The sequence below is a fragment of the Vibrio toranzoniae genome (genome assembly GCF_024347655.1).
GTDB classification, from domain to species: Bacteria; Pseudomonadota; Gammaproteobacteria; order Enterobacterales; family Vibrionaceae; genus Vibrio; species Vibrio toranzoniae.
Map to the genome: position 1 here is coordinate 95,788 of NZ_AP025514.1, position 15,100 is coordinate 110,887.

Annotated in this window: 13 protein-coding genes and 1 pseudogene; 8 read left to right on the forward strand and 6 right to left on the reverse strand. The window is 45.7% G+C overall.

The window, feature by feature from the left end:
- Positions 1-21 precede the first annotated feature (21 nt).
- Complete coding sequence (locus OCU50_RS00425) at positions 22-552, reverse strand: AAA family ATPase (RefSeq protein ID WP_060466900.1); 531 nt, start codon at positions 550-552, stop codon at positions 22-24.
- Between the two features lie 88 nt (positions 553-640).
- Positions 641-706: pseudogene (locus tag OCU50_RS00430) on the reverse strand (DUF2959 domain-containing protein); the annotation flags it as partial.
- A gap of 42 nt (positions 707-748) precedes the next feature.
- Between OCU50_RS00430 and OCU50_RS00435 the strand changes: the two are divergent.
- The 3 genes from OCU50_RS00435 to OCU50_RS00445 are packed head-to-tail and all read left to right on the forward strand — an operon-like array spanning position 749 to position 3,048.
- Positions 749-1,690, forward strand: coding sequence for a virulence factor BrkB family protein (locus OCU50_RS00435; protein WP_060466901.1), 942 nt, complete (start codon positions 749-751; stop codon positions 1,688-1,690).
- A complete protein-coding gene (gene dtd / locus OCU50_RS00440) occupies positions 1,662-2,096 on the forward strand; it encodes a D-aminoacyl-tRNA deacylase (RefSeq protein ID WP_060466902.1) in 435 nt (144 codons plus the stop codon). Before OCU50_RS00435 ends, dtd begins: the two co-directional genes overlap by 29 nt.
- A gap of 16 nt (positions 2,097-2,112) precedes the next feature.
- Positions 2,113-3,048 carry a bifunctional GNAT family N-acetyltransferase/hotdog fold thioesterase gene (locus OCU50_RS00445; protein ID WP_060466903.1) on the forward strand — a complete coding sequence of 312 codons (936 nt, stop codon included), beginning with the start codon at positions 2,113-2,115 and terminating at the stop codon, positions 3,046-3,048.
- A gap of 59 nt (positions 3,049-3,107) precedes the next feature.
- Here OCU50_RS00445 and OCU50_RS00450 read toward each other — a convergent pair whose 3' ends face one another.
- From OCU50_RS00450 to hslR, 4 genes are all read right to left on the reverse strand, one after another.
- Positions 3,108-5,078, reverse strand: a complete 1,971-nt coding sequence (locus OCU50_RS00450) for an AsmA family protein (RefSeq protein ID WP_060466904.1) — start codon at positions 5,076-5,078, stop codon at positions 3,108-3,110.
- Between the two features lie 151 nt (positions 5,079-5,229).
- The gene (gene pckA, locus OCU50_RS00455; RefSeq protein ID WP_017055600.1) at positions 5,230-6,855 is read right to left on the reverse strand and encodes a phosphoenolpyruvate carboxykinase (ATP); all 1,626 of its coding nucleotides are present in this window, start codon (positions 6,853-6,855) and stop codon (positions 5,230-5,232) included.
- 335 nt (positions 6,856-7,190) lie between these two features.
- A complete protein-coding gene (gene hslO, locus OCU50_RS00460) occupies positions 7,191-8,084 on the reverse strand; it encodes an Hsp33 family molecular chaperone HslO (protein ID WP_060466905.1) in 894 nt (297 codons plus the stop codon).
- 18 nt (positions 8,085-8,102) lie between these two features.
- Positions 8,103-8,489 (reverse strand): ribosome-associated heat shock protein Hsp15, encoded by a 387-nt coding sequence (gene hslR, locus OCU50_RS00465; RefSeq protein WP_060466906.1) that lies wholly within the window; start codon positions 8,487-8,489, stop codon positions 8,103-8,105.
- A gap of 287 nt (positions 8,490-8,776) precedes the next feature.
- On the opposite strand from hslR, the gene gspC reads away from it, so the two are divergent.
- From gspC to gspG, 5 genes are all read left to right on the forward strand, one after another.
- The gene (gene gspC / locus OCU50_RS00470; RefSeq protein WP_060466907.1) at positions 8,777-9,703 is read left to right on the forward strand and encodes a type II secretion system protein GspC; all 927 of its coding nucleotides are present in this window, start codon (positions 8,777-8,779) and stop codon (positions 9,701-9,703) included.
- Positions 9,704-9,744: 41 nt separating this feature from the next.
- On the forward strand, positions 9,745-11,769 hold the full coding sequence (gene gspD, locus OCU50_RS00475; protein WP_060466908.1) for a type II secretion system secretin GspD: 2,025 nt from the start codon (positions 9,745-9,747) through the stop codon (positions 11,767-11,769).
- Complete coding sequence (gene gspE / locus OCU50_RS00480) at positions 11,769-13,271, forward strand: type II secretion system ATPase GspE (protein ID WP_060466909.1); 1,503 nt, start codon at positions 11,769-11,771, stop codon at positions 13,269-13,271. The genes gspD and gspE overlap by 1 nt, the downstream gene beginning before the upstream one ends.
- A 1-nt stretch (position 13,272) precedes the next feature.
- A complete protein-coding gene (gene gspF, locus OCU50_RS00485; protein ID WP_060466910.1) occupies positions 13,273-14,493 on the forward strand; it encodes a type II secretion system inner membrane protein GspF in 1,221 nt (406 codons plus the stop codon).
- A 96-nt stretch (positions 14,494-14,589) separates the two neighbouring features.
- On the forward strand, positions 14,590-15,036 hold the full coding sequence (gene gspG / locus OCU50_RS00490) for a type II secretion system major pseudopilin GspG (RefSeq protein ID WP_017055607.1): 447 nt from the start codon (positions 14,590-14,592) through the stop codon (positions 15,034-15,036).
- Positions 15,037-15,100: the final 64 nt, after the last annotated feature.

Genomic DNA, 15,100 nt, shown 5'->3' on the forward strand with positions numbered 1-15,100 from the left:
GAGGGACGAGATATCTGGAATCTAGCTTTTGATTCCCAGGTGACTTTCAACGAATTGCACTCGCTCTGTTACCGACATAAATGGTACTTCAACCACCGCATAACCTAGTTCTTGATAAACGTTGACTAACGTATGATGAATCTCTAATGCTTCTTCAAAGGGATAAGGACGCACGTCATCTTGCACATAAATAGAGGCTTCTGGTCGACAGAACAAGACTTGGGAGTGATAGCCTTTGCTGGCTTCTCGGTAAATCTCATTAATCTCAAGGTTAGCCTGAGTTAGGTAACCACAAATGTCTGGGATCGCGCGATCGAGAAACGTAATCTGATGTTGATTAGCTTGTTCCTTCTGTTCACGCATCACAGTTAAACACAGGCGAGCAAATCCCGGTAAGTCTAGCCAAGGCAGGACCCCACCTTCAAGCTGGCTTTGCTGTTCAATTAACTGGCGAGAGGATTCAGAAAAGATAGGGTAACCTTCGTCACCTAAGGCATTAACTAAGGTCGTTTTTCCGGCTCCGGGACCGCCAGTGATAATGATTGGCTTCATGTGGGTTCTTATTGGTTTGCTGTTATTGAGACGATTTATTTTTATCGCGTAGGCGATGCCTTTTTTTCTCGGCACGCTTCATAGTTCAGTAATAAGCGGATTGGCACCCAGTCAGCGTGAAAATAGAGAGGACTATAACGATTAAATAAGGCATCCTAGTTTCCTATAGTTAAATAACGGAATAATAATTAGGACTATGAACGAGTTACAAGAGGGTTACAAGTTGAAGATAAAAAACGCAATCACTGGAAGTATCCAGTTTTCCCGCTATCTTCTCACGCGGATGACACACGATAGAGTGAACGTAAATGCGGGCTACTTGGCTTACATTACTTTACTCTCGATTGTACCGATGCTGACGGTTTTGCTCTCTACCTTGTCTTCGTTTTCAGTTTTTTCCGATGTCGGTCTGGTGATTCAAAACTTCATTATTACCAACTTTGTGCCTGCGTCAGGTGATGCGGTAAACGGTGCCTTGCTTGAGTTTGTCGCCAATACGGGCAAGATGACGGCGGTGGGCAGTGTGTTTTTGTTTATCGCAGCCTTGATGCTGATTTCCAATATAGATAAGAACCTGAACTACATTTGGCGTGTGACCGAAAAGCGACGTGCGGTGTTGTCTTTTTCTATGTATTGGATGGTATTAACGCTTGGACCTATTTTGGTAGGAGCGAGCATTGCAGTCACTTCTTATGTGACTTCCTTAAGTTTGTTGCAACATGACATTGTGTCTGACGCATTTAACACGGTCATTCGAAAGCTTCCTTTGATCATTTCCTTCTTGGCTTTCTTCGGTTTGTATCTGCTAGTGCCAAATAAAAAGGTACGCTTTTCTCATGCGGCTGTTGGTTCTCTCGTTGCGGCTCTGTTGTTCGAATTCAGCAAGAAAGGCTTTGCGGCTTACATTACTCAGTTTCCGTCTTACCAGTTGATTTACGGTGCGCTAGCGGCGATTCCGATTCTCTTTGTTTGGATTTATTTGTGTTGGCTTATCGTGTTAGTCGGGGCTGAAGTGACCGCTGCGCTTGGTGAGCACGAACAGTGGAGTGGTTCGCAAGAAGTGGTACACTCGTCAGATAAAGACAAAATCACAGAGCAAGGAAACAATAGTGATAGCACTGATCCAGAGAGTAAGTGACGCTGCCGTCCGTGTTGATGGCGAAGTCGTTGGCGAGATAGAGCAAGGTTTGTTGGTGCTGTTAGGCGTAGAAAAAGGTGACGACGAAGCCAAAGCGAAGCGTTTGATGGAACGAGTGACCACTTATCGTGTCTTTGAAGATGAAAACGGAAAAATGAACCTCAACGTAAAGCAAGTTGAAGGTAAAGTGTTGGTGGTTTCTCAATTTACACTACCAGCCGATACTAAGAAGGGAACTCGAGCGGGTTTCTCTCGTGGTGCCCACCCTGAAGATGCAGAGCGTCTTTACGATTTTTTTTCTGACCAATGTGAATCAGTATTGCCAACGGAACGTGGCCGATTCGCAGCCGACATGAAAGTGTCGTTGGTTAATGATGGTCCAGTGACATTCTGGCTACAGGTTTAAGCTTAAAGGAATAAGCATGTTTAAACTCATAACTCCAACCACCGAAAATCAACTGAATAAGTATTACCATTTTCGATGGCAGATGCTGCGTGAGCCTTGGCGTATGCCCGTTGGCTCAGAGCGTGATGAATACGATCCTATGAGTCATCATCGTGTGATTGTGGATGGTCGAGGTCGTCCAATGGCGATTGGTCGCCTATATATTACCTCCGATCTAGAAGGTCAAATCCGCTACATGGCGGTGAAGAAATCTCGCCAAAGTAAAGGCATGGGCTCACTTATCTTGGTTGCGTTAGAGTCGCTGGCCCGTCAAGAGGGGGCCAAGCGCTTGGTGTGTAATGCTCGTGAAGATGCGATCTCATTCTATGAAAAGAATGAATTTGAATGTCGCGGTGAGATTAGTGACCAACGTGGCCCCGTTCGTCATCAACAGATGGTTAAGCACCTTGACCCTATGGCTGACGTGCTTCGCAAACCAGAATGGTGTAATGAACTGCAGCAGCGTTGGGAGCATCAAATTCCAATCAGTGACAAAATGGGCATCAAGATCAACCAGTATACTGGCTATCAGTTTGAGTGTAGTGCTCAGTTGAACCCCAACCTCAATCCTCACAACACTATGTTTGCAGGTTCGGCCTTTACCTTAGCGACCTTAACGGGCTGGGGAATGACTTGGTTACTGATGAAAGAGCGAGGCCTTAGTGGTGATATTGTGCTGGCAGACAGTAATATTCGTTACCGTCACCCAGTCGAGCAAAATCCGGTTGCGGCGACATCTCTAGATGGAATAAGTGGTGATTTGGATCGTCTCGCTTCAGGCAGGAAGGCTCGTATTATTATTCACGTGACGATTCGCAGTGGCGATGTGGAAGCGGTGGAGTTTACGGGAACCTATATGCTGATTCCTGACTACAAGGAAATCCTATCGACTGATAACAAGGTGAGTGAATAACGTAGCTATTCCTTGATGAACGCTTGCTTGATTGTAGATTGGGTTATTGATTGAAGGCGCTACTCCTGCGGAGTCGCGCTTTTTTGTTGGCAGTCATTTATCTCTGAATATTCAGCTTGGTCGAGCTTTCCTGAGATTTGATGGCATTGGTCAGACAGAGTAATGGATAGCGTATGTCGCTCAGTTTTAAGCAAGTCGAGCTCTCCCTTTACCTCACCATTTAACGTTTGAACCCTTTGCGTACCTTTCTCGGCTGCGGATGCACCAATAATGTGCACTGGTTCAAGTGTGAAGCGTCCACGGTCAAAATTCGCATTGAATTCTGGGATTTCAAACACGTTATCAGTCGATGCCTCAGAAAGCGTATCGTTAAAGGTCATCACCCCTTGGCGAACGCTACCGGTGAGTTGGCCAGTGGTTGAGTAGCCAAGCATTAATGAATCACCATATAAACCCGCGGCTTGAAGTTCGAACTCCCCGTAGCCTGTTGCATCGAGTGGTAACTCCAATGGTTGTAACATTAATGATATCGGTAATCCATCAGCCGAGATATCGACACTCCACGGTTTGCTGATTTGATTGAAGTCTAAGGTGGCGTCCGCTTCAATATAACCATGTTTCAATGGCATAAACAGGCGTGTTAACGTCCACTTTCCTTGTTTACTATTCATCTCAATCACAGGCTGAGCACTGAGAATGTTTTGATAGCTGGCATCGTTGGCGCTTGCCAATAACTCTCCTTGCCACAAGCCTAGCTTTCTATCTTGCAACAGTTGAACTTGATGCCCTTCTACATGCAGCCCTGATATCTGCCAGTAAGGTTTTTCTGCGAGCTGGATGAGTTGGCTGCGTTCTATGTTAAGTCGGTTAATTTCGACGTTCTGGAGTTGTCTCAGCCATGGTATTAGGCGTGCGGCTGGTAGGTGATTATCTTGGCTTTCGGTAAGCCACTTGATGCCTTGCAGGTCGAGCTGTGCTAAATCAATGGCATCAGGCGTCACCTTGCCATTGAGCTGAACACTGCCTTGAAGAAACTGAGTATAGAAGTCTTCAATCAGAATTCGGTTGGGCTCTAGGTTGAGCTTAAGGCTTGGGTCGATGAATTGGTCATTGTCTAAGGTGACGCCTTCAGCTTGTAGAGAAAAAATGGCGTTCTGTTGTTGCCACAATTCAAAAGGCAACTGTATGTTTTCTAATGAGGCGTCAAAGGATGCGAGGTGCCCGTCTGCCCATTCTAGGTCACTACGCAAAATATCTAAGCTGTTGATGTGATTGATCTGGATACCTGTCATATCCCATTGTTTGTTCAATAGGCTTTGGGTCTGTTTTTGGTTGAGTCGTAAACCATCGATCGTCACGTTCACCAAAGACCAGTCACGTTGATATTGTTCTGCTTGACCGGAAACCTTAGCGCCACGCCAGTCAAATGAAGCGCCATAAAGAGTGCTGTCACTCGGCTTTAGTTCGAGGTCAATCAACAGGTTATCGAATGCTTCGTCTTGCCAATACAGTTGCGTGGTTGAGAGTTGGGTTTTGCCATAAGGTAATAATGAGTTGTGCCCGTCCCATATGGGATCGGAGATCTGAAGATCAATGCCTCGCGCATTAAAGTCTGGGGTCGAGAAATCTAGATTATTGATGGCCAACTGGTGAAGCTTGAGGTTTGGCTGCGTAAGTACTGATGTGAGGTTTTTTAAATCATCAACTTCTAACTGCAGACCGCTGATCAACACTGAATCCAAGACCAGTTTGGCTTGAACTATAGAGCTAGGGCTAAACCACATACTGACTTTGTCGATGTACAAAGGCGACTTTTTTTCAGGTCGATTTTGGGTAATACCCATCAAAGTGATGTGATAAGGCGCCTGATACTCAACATCTTCAATGAGTAGAGGTTGTTCAAGCGTATGTTTTATAAAAAAATTAGCAACATCAGCACGGTATTGAGTCTGCAGGCTTAATAACAACGCAGCGATAACCGCAACGGCGATAGCCAGCACAATACCGAATACCATGAATACCTTTTTCATTCCCTGAAAGCCTTAAATTTCAATAGTCTCAAACAGAGTGGAACAAAAAGGGATAAGCATCAACAAAAAAGCCCCTCAAAAGAGGGGCTTGCTACAAAATATCATTGTAAATGGGCGTTCGTTTTGGACTTAGCCCGAGCAGATAGGTGGGTTAGTCTAATTGTGGACCAGCCGCAACCAGTGACTGACCTTCAGCATTGTCTGTGTATTTATCAAAGTTGTTGATGAATCGTGTTGCTAGATCCTTCGCTTTGCTCTCCCACTGTAGCGGGTCAGTGTACGTATCACGTGGGTCAAGAATGGTCGAGTCTACATCGTGTAAGGCGAGTGGCACTTCTAGGTTAAACATAGGGATAACCTTAGTGTCTGCATTGTCGATTGAACCATCTAGGATAGCGTCGATGATGCCGCGAGTATCTTTGATAGAGATACGCTTACCACTGCCATTCCAACCTGTGTTCACTAGGTAAGCTTCTGCACCAGCCGCTTCCATGCGCTTCACAAGCACTTCAGCGTACTGAGTTGGGTGGAGCGTTAGGAATGCAGCGCCAAATGCCGCAGAGAACGTTGGCGTTGGCTCTGTAATACCGCGCTCTGTACCTGCGAGCTTCGCTGTAAACCCAGATAGGAAGTGGTATTTAGTCTGTTCAGGAGTCAGTTTCGATACTGGTGGTAGCACACCAAATGCATCCGCTGTCAGGAAGATAACTTTTTTAGCGTGACCTGCTTTTGATACTGGCTTAACAATGTTTTCGATATGGTGAATCGGGTAAGAAACACGAGTATTTTCTGTTTTTGAACCGTCATCAAAATCGATAGAACCATCACCACGGACCGTTACGTTTTCTAGTAGGGCATCACGACGGATTGCGTTGTAGATTTCAGGTTCCGCTTCTTTCGATAGGCGAATCGTCTTCGCGTAACAACCGCCTTCAAAGTTGAAGATACCGTCGTCATCCCAACCATGCTCATCATCACCGATCAGCTCACGCTTAGGATCCGTCGATAGTGTTGTTTTCCCCGTACCTGATAGGCCGAAGAATACGGCTACATCGCCTTTCTCGCCTACGTTTGCACTACAGTGCATTGAAGCAATGCCTTGCAGAGGAAGTAGGTAGTTCATCATTGCGAACATGCCTTTTTTCATCTCACCGCCGTACCAAGTACCACCAATGATTTGAACGCGCTCTGTCAGGTTGAACGCAACGAAGTTTTCAGAGTTTAGGCCCTGCTTCTCCCAGTTCGGGTTGGTTGTTTTAGCACCGTTCATTACCACAAAATCAGGTTCGAACGTTGCAAGCTCTTCGTCAGTTGGACGAATGAACATGTTCTTAACGAAGTGCGCTTGCCACGCTACTTCAGTGATAATACGAACACTTAAGCGCGTATCTGGGTTCGCACCACAGTAACCATCAATCACAAACAGGCGCTTGCCAGATAGCTGAGTTGTCACAAGCTCTTTCAGCTCATTCCATAATTCAGGTGTAATCGGTTTGTTGTCATTTTTGCCTTGATCTGACCACCACATGGTATCGCGGGTCGTGTCATCTTTAACAATGTATTTATCTTTTGGTGAGCGGCCAGTAAAGATACCAGTGTCAACCGCAACAGAGCCAAGTTCCGTTACTACGCCTTTTTCGTAGCCCTCTAAACCTGGCAGTGTTTCTTCAACGAATAGCTGCTCGTAGCTAGGGTTACGAAGAACTTCAGTAACGCCTGTCAGTCCGTGCTTAGTTAGATCAATTTGTGCAGCCTTTGTATGTTCCATAACGGTCATAGGTGCTCCTTGTAGGATATTTTGTAGGGATTTTGTATTAATTTTTATGGTTATCTGCTCACCATGCTAGCAACGAGACTCGGGGGAAACAGGGATACAGCTCAAAAAGTATCCATATTAACATTGAGGTTTTAAGTGTCTCGTCACATATTGGCCCAACTAGTCTATCCTGTACGCAAACCTTTGCGCTAGGGGAAGGAACATTATTAATTGATGAAAATTAAGCGGTGATTTTATTACGAGATGTAACGGGTTTTGCGCTATTTTGATCACAAAAAAGGCCAGCTTGCAGCTGGCCTTTTTGGGTAAATTACGTGTTTTGGGTACGTTATAAATTAATGAACGGTATTGCTGCCTTTATCGGCTGCTTCAGCGTACAGTGCATCAACGTCGTTCTTGTCGAATGAATAATTTGTGCCACAGTAATCACAATGCAGAGCAACACTGCCTTCGGTACTTAGGATGTCGTACATCTCTTCTTGAGCAACCGTAATGATAGCCGCCGCGCTCCGCTCACGTGAACAACCACAGTAGAACTCAACTGGTTGTGGGGTGAACAGTTGGACTTTCTCTTGGTTGTACAAACGGTAAAGCAGTTCGTTCGCTTCTAGGGAGAACAGTTCTTCGTTTTTAACTGTGTCAGTTAGTTGCTCTAGGTGTTCGAAGTCGTCTGGCGTACCTGTGCCGTCTGGCATAACCTGCAATAGCATACCAGCAGCGTGTGCTTTACCTTCATGCTCGCCAGTGCGTAACCATAGACGAGTCTTAAGCTGTTCAGAGTTAGCGAAGTAACCTTCAAGCACTTCAGCAAGCGTGTCGCCTTCAAGGCCAACGATACCTTGGTAACGCTCACCTTGCTTAGGGTCGATAGTGATCACTAGATGGCCTTTACCCATAAGGTCGTGTAGGCCTGCGTTGTCAGCAATATCCCCTTCAAAGCGAGCAACACCGCGGATCTTCTGGTTGTTATCACCATTGATCACAGCGAGAGATACTGGGCCATCACCTTGAAGCTGCATAGTGATAGAACCTTCAAACTTTAAGGTCGCCGTTAGTAGCGTCGTTGAGACCAATAGCTCACCCAGCAGTTTCTGTACTGGCGCTGGGTATTCCTTGCTAGAAATAATCTGTTGGTACGCTTCATCCATTTGTACCAATTCACCACGTACTGATAGGTCTTCAAATAGGTAGCGATTTAAAACATTACTTGTAGACATTGGGTCTGCCATTTGGCTATTCCTTCTAGCTTATTGAGTCTTGAACTTGATGATGTCACGACGTTGCTTCTTATCCGGACGACGATCTGGAGCTGGGTTATGAGCATTCAGCTTGCGTTGTTTCGCAAACTCTTCTCTTTTTGCCAAGCTCTCGGTGGTTTCTTCATAGAGTGTTTGAGCGATCGGAGCCCCGCCACGATGCGCCGAAATTTTCTCGATAGTCACCGTTTTTTCTTCATTCCCTTGACGCAGTGTAATCACCGCCCCAAGTTCGACAATTTTACTTGGTTTGCTGCGTTGACCATTATAGTGGACTTTGCCACCATCGACCATGTTGCGAGCAATAGAGCGGGTTTTGTAAAAACGAGCTGCCCACAACCATTTATCGAGTCTGACAGCTTCATCAACAGTTTTCATATAGGGTTGTGCCTTTTCAGTGAAAAATGAATGTGGTTTAACTGTAATTAACAGAGCGCAACATGTTCTTGATGATGCTTATCACATTAAGTAGAAGCTTAAAGTGGAGGCGGTTGGCATTTTTTTCAAGTCATATTACAAAATAGCCATCTAATGCCGATTTATGAATTGGCTATGATATAATTCATGATCTTATGCTTAAATGCGCTTGGTATCGAACGAATGAATGAAAAAGTTGGAAGCTTAATGATTTTCAGCGTTTGTCGTCTTGAAAAGGGGCAAGGGAAGTGAACTTTTTAGAGCTCAAAAATCGCATAGGACACTCACCTGTGTTGAGCCGCTTATTAGAGAATAAATTTGTATTTCAGCAGAAACTAAGCCTAGCGACTTGTTGTTTGTTAATTGCAGCTTCAGCATGGATTTTAGGACAGCTTGCATGGTTTCTTGTACCTGCTGAGCAAACGGTTGTGCCTTGGAAAGCGTCTGTTTCATCTTCTTCTTCAGCACTTCAACCGACCCTTGATATCTCTTCTTTGCAACAGAGTAACCTTTTTGGCGCCTATAACCCAACCACGCCCGCTGTGGTTGAACAGCAAGTTATCCAAGATGCGCCAAAGACACGGTTGAACCTGATTTTAGTGGGTGCAGTCGCCAGTTCTAACCCCAAATTAAGCTTAGCTGTGATTGCTAATCGTGGCACACAAGCAACCTACGGAATTAACGAAGTAATAGAAGGCACTCGAGCTAAGCTCAAAGCGGTATTAGTGGATCGTGTCATTATTGATAACTCAGGGCGAGATGAAACCCTGATGCTTGAAGGTATTGAATACAAACGTTTAGCCGTATCTGAACCTGCGCCACCTCGCGCTTCTTCTTCGGTTCGTGGCAATAACCCAGCTTCTGCAGAAGAGAAGTTGGATGAAATAAAAGCGAAGATAATGGAGGATCCACAACAAATTTTCCAATATGTTCGTTTATCTCAGGTTAAGCGTGACGATCAAGTGATCGGTTATCGTGTGAGCCCTGGCAAAGATTCAGAACTTTTTAACTCTGTTGGGCTCCAAAACGGGGATATTGCTACTCAGTTAAATGGACAAGATCTGACTGACCCTGCCGCTATGGGCAACATATTCCGATCAATCTCAGAGCTAACTGAGCTAAATCTCGTCGTTGAGCGAGATGGTCAACAACATGAAGTATTTATTGAATTTTAGAACTTTGCGTCTAACCAAGGACGAAAGTGTAGGAGAAGTACGTGAAGCATTGGTTTAAGAAAAGTGCGTGGTTATTGGCAGGAAGCTTAATCTGCACCCCCGCAGCCATCGCTAGTGATTTTAGTGCCAGTTTTAAGGGCACTGACATTCAAGAGTTTATTAATATTGTTGGCCGTAATCTAGAGAAGACGATCATCGTTGACCCATCGGTGCGCGGTAAAATCGATGTCCGTAGCTATGATGTACTCAACGAAGAACAATATTACAGCTTCTTCTTAAACGTCTTAGAAGTGTACGGCTACGCGGTCGTTGAAATGGACTCGGGTGTTCTCAAGGTAATCAAAGCTAAAGACTCAAAAACATCGGCAATCCCCGTTGTCGGTGAGCGTGATTCGATTAAAGGTGACAGCGTGGTTACACGTGTTGTGACCGTTCGCAATGTCTCGGTTCGCGAACTTTCTCCTTTGCTTCGTCAACTGAATGACAATGCTGGCGCGGGTAACGTCGTGCATTACGATCCCGCTAATATTATTTTGATTACTGGCCGTGCGGCGGTGGTCAATCGCTTAGCGGAAATCATCAAGCGTGTTGACCAAGCTGGTGATAAAGAGGTTGAGGTGGTTGAGTTAAAAAATGCGTCTGCGGCCGAAATGGTACGTATCGTGGATGCACTGAGCAAAACCAACGATGCTAAAAATACGCCAGCATTTCTGCAACCAAAATTAGTCGCTGATGAGCGTACCAATGCGATTCTTATCTCTGGTGACCCTAAAGTTCGTAGCCGTTTAAGAAAGCTTATCGAGCAACTTGATGTCGAAATGGCGACCAAGGGCAACAACCAAGTTATCTATCTTAAGTACGCAAAAGCTGAAGATCTTGTCGATGTGTTAAAGGGCGTGTCGGACAACCTACAGTCAGAGAAGCAATCATCGACTAAAGGCAGCTCGTCTCAACGCAACCAAGTGATGATCTCAGCGCACAGTGATACCAACTCTCTTGTTATTACCGCTCAGCCGGACATTATGAACGCATTGCAAGACGTGATCGCGCAACTGGATATTCGTCGTGCTCAAGTATTGATTGAAGCCTTGATTGTTGAAATGGCAGAAGGCGATGGCGTTAACCTTGGCGTGCAATGGGGTAACCTAGAAACGGGTGCCATGATTCAGTACAGCAATACTGGTGCATCGATTGGTGGTGTCATGGTGGGTTTAGAAGAAGCTAAAGATACTGAAACGACCACTGCGGTTTATGATGAGAACGGTAAGTTCGTACGAAACGAAACGACTACTGAACAAGGTGACTACTCAAGTTTGGCTTCTGCTCTTTCTGGTGTTAACGGTGCGGCTATGAGTGTGGTAATGGGTGATTGGACTGCATTGATCAGTGCGGTAGCCACCGATTCCAATTCAAACATCCTATCTTCTCCAAGCATCACAGTAATGGATAACGGCGAAGCGTCGTTCATTGTGGGTGAAGAGGTTCCGGTTTTAACCGGTTCGACGGCGGGTTCAAGTAACGACAACCCATTCCAGACCGTTGAGCGTAAAGAAGTGGGTATCAAGCTGAAAGTCGTGCCGCAAATCAATGAAGGTGACTCGGTTCAGCTGCAAATCGAACAAGAAGTATCGAACGTATTGGGCGCAAACGGCGCGGTTGATGTGCGCTTTGCTAAGCGTCAGCTGAATACATCGGTGATTGTTCAAGATGGTCAAATGCTGGTGTTGGGTGGTTTGATTGATGAGCGAGCATTGGAGAGTGAGTCTAAAGTCCCGTTCTTGGGTGATATTCCAGTACTTGGACATTTGTTCAAATCAACCAGTACTCAGGTTGAGAAAAAGAATCTAATGGTCTTCATTAAACCAACCATCATTCGTGATGGCATGACAGCAGATGGTATCACTCAGCGTAAATACAACTTCATCCGTGCTGAGCAGCTGTATAAGTCTGAGCAAGGTTTGAAACTGATGGATGACGACAATATCCCAGTATTACCTAAGTTTGGCGAAAGCATGAATCACCCAGCTGAAATCCAAGCGTTCATCGATCAAATGGAACAAGAATAATGGCTGAATTGGTAGGGGCGGCACGCACTTATCAGCGCTTGCCGTTTAGCTTTGCAAATCGCTATAAGATGGTGTTGGAATATCAGCATCCAGAGCGTGCGCCGATACTTTATTATGTTGAACCACTGAAATCAGCGGCGATCATAGAAGTCAGCCGTGTTGTGAAAAGTGGTTTCACACCACAAGCGATTACTGCAGATGAATTTGATAAAAAACTGACCGATGCTTATCAGCGTGACTCATCAGAAGCGCGTCAACTGATGGAAGACATTGGTGCTGACAACGACGATTTCTTCTCTCTGGCAGAAGAGCTTCCTCAAGATGAAGATTTACTCGAATCGGAGGATGACGCGCCTATCATCAAATTAATCAATGCGATGTTGGGTGAAGCGATCAAAGAAGGTGCTTCGGATATTCATATCGAAACCTTTGAAAAGTCACTCTGTATCCGTTTCCGAGTTGATGGTGTGCTACGTGATGTTCTCGCGCCGAGTCGTAAACTGGCTCCGTTGTTGGTTTCACGTGTAAAGGTGATGGCTAAGCTGGATATTGCGGAAAAACGCGTGCCACAAGATGGTCGTATTTCTCTGCGTATCGGTGGTCGAGCGGTCGATGTTCGTGTATCTACCATGCCTTCTTCTCACGGTGAACGCGTGGTAATGCGCTTGTTGGATAAGAACGCGACTCGTCTAGACTTACATAGCTTAGGCATGACGGCAGAGAACCACGAGAACTTCCGTAAGCTGATTCAACGTCCGCACGGCATTATCTTGGTGACGGGGCCTACGGGGTCTGGTAAATCAACGACCTTGTACGCTGGCCTGCAAGAGCTCAACAGTAACGAGCGCAATATCTTAACGGTTGAAGACCCAATCGAATTTGATATCGATGGCATTGGCCAGACTCAAGTAAACCCTAAGGTTGATATGACCTTTGCCCGTGGTTTACGTGCCATTCTTCGTCAGGATCCCGATGTCGTCATGATTGGTGAGATCCGAGATCTGGAAACGGCAGAAATCGCGGTACAAGCCTCTTTGACAGGTCACTTAGTGATGTCGACCTTGCACACCAATACCGCCATTGGTGCGATTACCCGTCTGCGCGATATGGGGATTGAACCCTTCCTAATCTCTTCTTCACTACTTGGTGTTCTGGCTCAGCGTTTAGTTCGCACCTTGTGTCACCACTGTAAAGAACCTTATGAAGCCGATAAAGAACAGAAGAAACTGTTTGGATTGAAGAAAAAAGAAAGCCTGACCCTTTATCATGCGAAAGGTTGTGAAGAGTGTGGTCACAAGGGCTACCGAGGCCGTACCGGTATCCATGAACTATTGATGATTGATGAATCGGTGCAAGAGTTGATTCACAGCGAAGCGGGCGAGCAAGCGATTGAGAAAGCAATTCGTGGCACAACACCAAGTATTCGAGAGGATGGCTTGAGCAAAGTTCTGAAAGGGGTAACTTCCCTAGAAGAAGTGATGCGCGTGACCAAGGAAGTTTAGTATGGCGGCATTTGAATACAAAGCGCTGGATGCCAAAGGCAAGAGCAAAAAGGGTTCTATCGAAGCTGATAATGCTCGTCAGGCTCGTCAGCGCTTAAAAGAGCAAGGCTTGATGCCGGTTGAGATGGCCGAAGCTAAAGCAAAAGCGGCGAAAGGCACACAACCTTCGACCAGTTTTAAGCGTGGTATCAGTACACCTGATCTTGCTTTAATTACTCGCCAAATATCAACGCTCGTTCAATCGGGTATGCCACTCGAAGAATGCTTAAAAGCGGTTGCCGAGCAATCGGAAAAGCCACGTATTCGAACTATGCTGTTGGCCGTTCGCTCTAAGGTGACGGAAGGCTACTCACTCGCTAACAGCCTGTCTGATTATCCCCATATTTTTGATGAACTATTCCGGGCCATGGTTGCGGCTGGTGAGAAATCGGGGCATTTAGATGCAGTATTGGAGCGATTAGCCGATTACGCTGAGAATCGCCAAAAGATGCGCTCTAAGCTGCTGCAAGCGATGATCTACCCAGTGGTGCTGGTGGTATTTGCAGTGACGATTGTTTCCTTCTTGCTTGCGACCGTAGTACCAAAGATCGTTGAGCCGATTATCCAAATGGGCCAAGAGCTGCCTCAATCGACACAATTTTTATTAGCATCGAGTGAATTTATTCAGAATTGGGGAATCCAATTGCTGTTGTTGACCATTGGTGTGATTGTTCTGGTTAAGACCGCGCTGAAAAAGCCAGCCGCTCGCATGAGTTGGGATCGCAAATTATTGAGCATTCCTCTGATCGGCAAAATAGCCAAAGGGATCAATACCTCTCGCTTTGCACGCACACTCTCTATCTGTACTTCGAGTGCGATTCCAATCCTTGAAGGAATGAAAGTCGCGGTTGACGTGATGTCGAATCACCATGTTAAACAACAAGTATTACAGGCATCGGATAGTGTCAGAGAAGGGGCTAGCCTACGTAAAGCGCTCGACCAAACTAAGCTTTTCCCTCCAATGATGCTGCATATGATCGCCAGTGGTGAGCAGAGTGGCCAATTGGAACAGATGTTGACCAGAGCAGCAGACACCCAAGATCAAAACTTTGAGTCGACAGTCAATATCGCCTTAGGTATTTTTACCCCGGCTCTTATCGCGTTGATGGCAGGCTTAGTGCTATTCATTGTGATGGCGACTCTGATGCCGATGCTTGAAATGAATAATTTAATGAGCGGTTAACAACAATCGACTCATAGAACAGAACGTTCGTTTTTGGATTATCGAGATGAAGGCGATCACTCCCTTCAACTCGCTGTCTTTAATTTGGAGAAAATAATGAAAACTAAAATGAAGAAACAGTCAGGCTTTACCTTATTAGAAGTGATGGTTGTTGTGGTTATCCTTGGTATTTTAGCGAGCTTTGTTGTCCCTAACTTACTGGGTAACAAAGAGAAGGCTGACCAACAGAAAGCCATCACGGACATTGTAGCGCTAGAGAACGCGCTGGATATGTACAAACTGGATAACAGCGTTTACCCAACAACGGATCAAGGCCTTGATGCACTGGTTTCTAAGCCAACAAGTAGCCCTGAGCCTCGTAATTACCGCGATGGTGGTTACATCAAACGTCTGCCGAACGACCCATGGGGTAACGAGTACCAATACCTAAGCCCAGGTGATAACGGCACTATCGATATCTTTACTCTAGGTGTTGATGGCCAAGAAGGTGGTGAAGGTATTGCTGCCGATGTTGGTAACTGGAACATACAAGATTTTCAATAAGCTTCGGCTTATTGTTGGTTGATAAGTTCCTGTTGGTTGATAAGTTCCTGTTGGTTGATAAGTT

What these genes read in the sequence shown, in the direction of transcription:
- OCU50_RS00425 (WP_060466900.1), bottom strand. Translation starts at nt 552, where the DNA reads ATGAAGCCAATCATTATCACTGGCGGTCCCGGAGCCGGAAAAACGACC.
- OCU50_RS00435 (WP_060466901.1), top strand. Translation starts at nt 749, where the DNA reads ATGAACGAGTTACAAGAGGGTTACAAGTTGAAGATAAAAAACGCAATC.
- OCU50_RS00445 (WP_060466903.1), top strand. Translation starts at nt 2,113, where the DNA reads ATGTTTAAACTCATAACTCCAACCACCGAAAATCAACTGAATAAGTAT.
- OCU50_RS00450 (WP_060466904.1), bottom strand. Translation starts at nt 5,078, where the DNA reads ATGAAAAAGGTATTCATGGTATTCGGTATTGTGCTGGCTATCGCCGTT.
- pckA (WP_017055600.1), bottom strand. Translation starts at nt 6,855, where the DNA reads ATGACCGTTATGGAACATACAAAGGCTGCACAAATTGATCTAACTAAG.
- hslO (WP_060466905.1), bottom strand. Translation starts at nt 8,084, where the DNA reads ATGGCAGACCCAATGTCTACAAGTAATGTTTTAAATCGCTACCTATTT.
- hslR (WP_060466906.1), bottom strand. Translation starts at nt 8,489, where the DNA reads ATGAAAACTGTTGATGAAGCTGTCAGACTCGATAAATGGTTGTGGGCA.
- gspE (WP_060466909.1), top strand. Translation starts at nt 11,769, where the DNA reads ATGGCTGAATTGGTAGGGGCGGCACGCACTTATCAGCGCTTGCCGTTT.
- gspF (WP_060466910.1), top strand. Translation starts at nt 13,273, where the DNA reads ATGGCGGCATTTGAATACAAAGCGCTGGATGCCAAAGGCAAGAGCAAA.
- gspG (WP_017055607.1), top strand. Translation starts at nt 14,590, where the DNA reads ATGAAAACTAAAATGAAGAAACAGTCAGGCTTTACCTTATTAGAAGTG.